2 protein-coding genes are annotated in these 3,727 nt (G+C 32.3%); both read right to left on the bottom strand.

Annotated features, from left to right (window positions below):
- A partial coding sequence (locus U9R42_02720; GenBank protein ID MEA3494928.1) for an FG-GAP-like repeat-containing protein occupies positions 1 to 2,262 on the bottom strand: 2,262 nt, incomplete at its 3' end.
- A gap of 41 nt (positions 2,263 to 2,303) precedes the next feature.
- Positions 2,304 to 3,305: a recombinase RecA gene (recA, locus tag U9R42_02715; GenBank protein MEA3494927.1), complete on the bottom strand. Its 1,002-nt coding sequence runs from the start codon at positions 3,303 to 3,305 to the stop codon at positions 2,304 to 2,306.
- Between the last annotated feature and the right edge of the window lie 422 nt (positions 3,306 to 3,727).

Raw genomic sequence — 3,727 nt, 5'->3', positions numbered from 1 at the left:
GTCCCAATCAAATTTGTATGCTCCTGTAAAAAGGTCTTTATCACAAATATTTGATATTTCTTTCCCCAAAGAATTATACACTACAATTTTTACATGAGTTGTAGTTTTAATTCCAAGTTCAACGGTTATTTTTCCACTTGATGGATTTGGATAAACTTTATGAGAAAAACTGAAAGCATCAGTTACTGAAAGTTCTTTACCTCCACCTTCTGTAAGTTTATAAATATTGTCAACAGCTAGCCCTTTAAAAGTTTCTCTTTTTTGTGGATTTGTTGGCCAAAGTACAACAACTGAATCAATGGTGGAACGATATCCTAATCCAAAATGCAATCTGTAAGGTTTCTGCATTTTTTGTCCTCTTCCTGCACAAACCTCCTGAGTAAATTTTTCTCCTCCTGCATAAACTGTTGCTCTTGCACCTATTGCATATTTATTTGCTGAAGTACTTTTTAAGCTTAATTCCAAATATTTTCTACTATTCCAAACATTATTTTTGAAAAGCCTAAACTTTCCACTAATTGCTCCTCCAAGGTCAAGTCTTCCATCATTATCGTAGTCTAGCCAAATAATATCCGTTCCTGTATTTATTCCTTCAAGTCCATAATCATAAGTTTTCATCTTGAAAGAATGATCGGCTTGTTGCTCATAAAAATCAATATAGCGACAACCGTAATGAACAGTCAATAAAATATCTGCTAAACCATCATTGTTTACATCTCCCCAAGCACCACTAGCATGAGTTTCTTCAAGCTCAATTCCAATATTGGATTTTAATCCTGAGTAATCATTATATTGACCAATCATATCTGTAAAGTTATAACTTGGTGCTCCATCATTTTTATAAATAGTTGTTCCTCGATGGTCATAAGGAGCTATAAATCGAGGATGAGCAAATTGAGGTAACAGTAAATCAAGATCGCCATCATTATCGTAATCAAACCAATCGACACCTGTTCCATGATTTGCTCCGTTTGCATTGTGGTCAATTCCTTTGTCAACACAAATATCAGTAAAAGTACCATCACCATTATTTCTATAAAATTCATCCTGATGAAGAAAATAATTTACAACAAAAAGGTCTTGATCTCCGTCATTATCAAAATCTATCCATTGAGAGCCTCTGCTATTTCTATTTTTTTCAATTATATGGTTGGGAGGATCCCATTGCTTATCGGGATAATTCCATGTCCCATCCCATTTAGGGTAAATAACGGCTGTGTTATTGGTAAAATCTAAATTTTGATCGTTATAAAAGAAATAATTTGGATTTGCCTCAGGATATTTTTTCCATAATTGGCTAATAAAAAGATCGGGATAGTTGTCATTGTTTATATCCGCAAAGCTAAAAGACAGCATTGAAGGTAATACCGGGAGTGATAAATGATGTGGAGTAAAAGTACCTCCGTTGTTTTCATACAAAACACTTCCATCCGCTTTAAAAATAATTATATCAAGGTCATTATCATTATCCATATCAATAAAAGCATTTGCAGAAACACCGTTGTTGTCGAGTCCTTTACTAGTTGTAACATCTATAAAACTTCCGTCTTTTTGGTTTTCATACAAGTTTCCACGAATAAGTAAATCAATAAAATCATCATCATTATAATCTGCTGCTGCAATAGTTGAATTTGATAAATCATCATCAATCCCTGCTTGTGAAGTATAATCTTTCAAAATTTCTTCTGATGATTTTGATTCATACTCTAGGATTACATCAATAGCAAAAGCCCTGTTTTGACTACTAGCAAGATACCATGTTTGGTCACTTTGGCGATAAACATATTGATAATAAAAAGTTCCTCCTGAACTTGATTGACAAGTTACAGGGTGATCTGTTCGGTCAGTTATCAATTTTAATCCTGAACTAAAATTCTCAAACATCAGGAAAAATTGATTGTTGGATAAATAAACTCCAGGGCTATCTATTTCAACATAAACTGTTTCTTTTCCCTCACTTTGTTTTTTTATTATTATGGGAGCTATAACATCATTTTGTAAACCCGCAAGCATTACTCCACCTTCATGTCCAAAAATATGCATTTTAAGTGTTGAACCTGCATTGCCATAAAGGGTAATTAAAAATGCTTTAATCATTGCAGGATGTGGCAAATCCAACCTTGCCATTTGTTTGGTGTAAGTACTACTGTTATAAGATGACGTGTTGACAGTTGCAGGATTATATTGTCTTAAAGTGTCATTTTCTGCAAATAAAATAGTTGAAATTGTAATTAAACAAAATAGGAATACTAACTTTTTCATAATTAAATTTATTTATCGGTATATTTGAAAATTAATTGCTATTATTTCTTATCATTAATTTTCTCAAGAACTTTTGAATAGATTTCATCATATAAGTCAGGATTGTCACCAAGGAGTTCAATTACACTATCTCTACCTTGTCCGAGTTTAGTGTCACCATAGCTATACCATGAACCGCTTTTTTTCACAATATCACGTTCAACAGCAATATCAACAATTTCTCCTTCCCTTGAAATTCCTTTTCCATAAACAATATCAAATTCTGCAATTTTAAAAGGTGGTGCTACCTTGTTCTTTGCAACTTTTACTTTTGTCCTGTTTCCAAAGGAATCTGTTCCCGTTTTTAATGTTGCTATTCTTCTAATATCTAATCTTACCGAGCAATAAAATTTTAGTGCATTACCACCTGTTGTAACTTCAGGATTACCATAAACAACTCCAATTTTTTGTCTCAATTGGTTAATAAAAATGCAAATAGTTTTTGTTTTACTTATTGAAGATGTAAGCTTTCGCATAGCCTGAGACATTAGCCTTGCTTGCAACCCCATTCTAGAATCACCCATTTCACCTTCAAGTTCAGCTTTTGGTACTAATGCGGCTACGGAATCAATTACGATTACATCAATAGCTCCTGAGCGAATAAGATGGTCGGTAATATCAAGAGCTTGCTCTCCGTTGTCGGGTTGAGAAATTAAGAGATTGTCGATATCGATTCCCAGATTCCCTGCATAAATTTTATCAAAAGCATGTTCTGCATCTATAAAAGCTGCAACGCCACCTTTTTTTTGTGCCTCAGCAATTACATGCAAAGCAAGAGTTGTTTTGCCAGATGATTCGGGACCAAATATTTCTGTAACTCTGCCTCTTGGTAAACCACCACCACCCAAGGCAATATCAAGCCCCAAAGAACCTGTTGAAATTTTTTCAATTTCCCCAAGACTATTTTCATTCATTTTCATTACAATACCTTTTCCATATTGCTTTTCTAAATTTGAAATTGTCAAATTCAGTACTTTTTCTTTTGCATTCTCTTCTTTTGCCATAACTAAATTATTTCAGTTTATTAAACAGCCAAACTAAATTATTTGTACAAAAATATTAATATTCATTAATTTATAAAATGCAATTTACAATAATATTAGTCCACGTGCTTAACGTAATTTTTCTTTGATAACAAAAATAGTGTTTTATCTTTAAAAAACAAGATGTTTTTTTTTCGTTTTTAAAAAATTAATAATAATGAAAGATTTCCTGACGATGTTCTTCAAGTAAATCTGTAATAGCCTTGGTAACATCTAATTAGTGCCTCTAAGAAAACTCTGCAAAATTTGATAGTTTTCTTAGAGGCACTAATTATAATTGAAAATTTGAATCAAATTTTTATTTCTTTTTTAATGCAAATAATTCAGATTTATAAGTGAAAGTCTAACATTTTCTTTAAAATCTCTAAATGAGGGCAATTGCT

It is taken from the genome of Bacteroidota bacterium (assembly GCA_034723125.1).
Classification (GTDB): Bacteria; Bacteroidota; Bacteroidia; order CAILMK01; family JAAYUY01; genus JAYEOP01.
The sequence above is the reverse complement of the archived record's forward strand: the minus strand, read 5'-3'. Positions and strand labels throughout refer to the sequence as shown.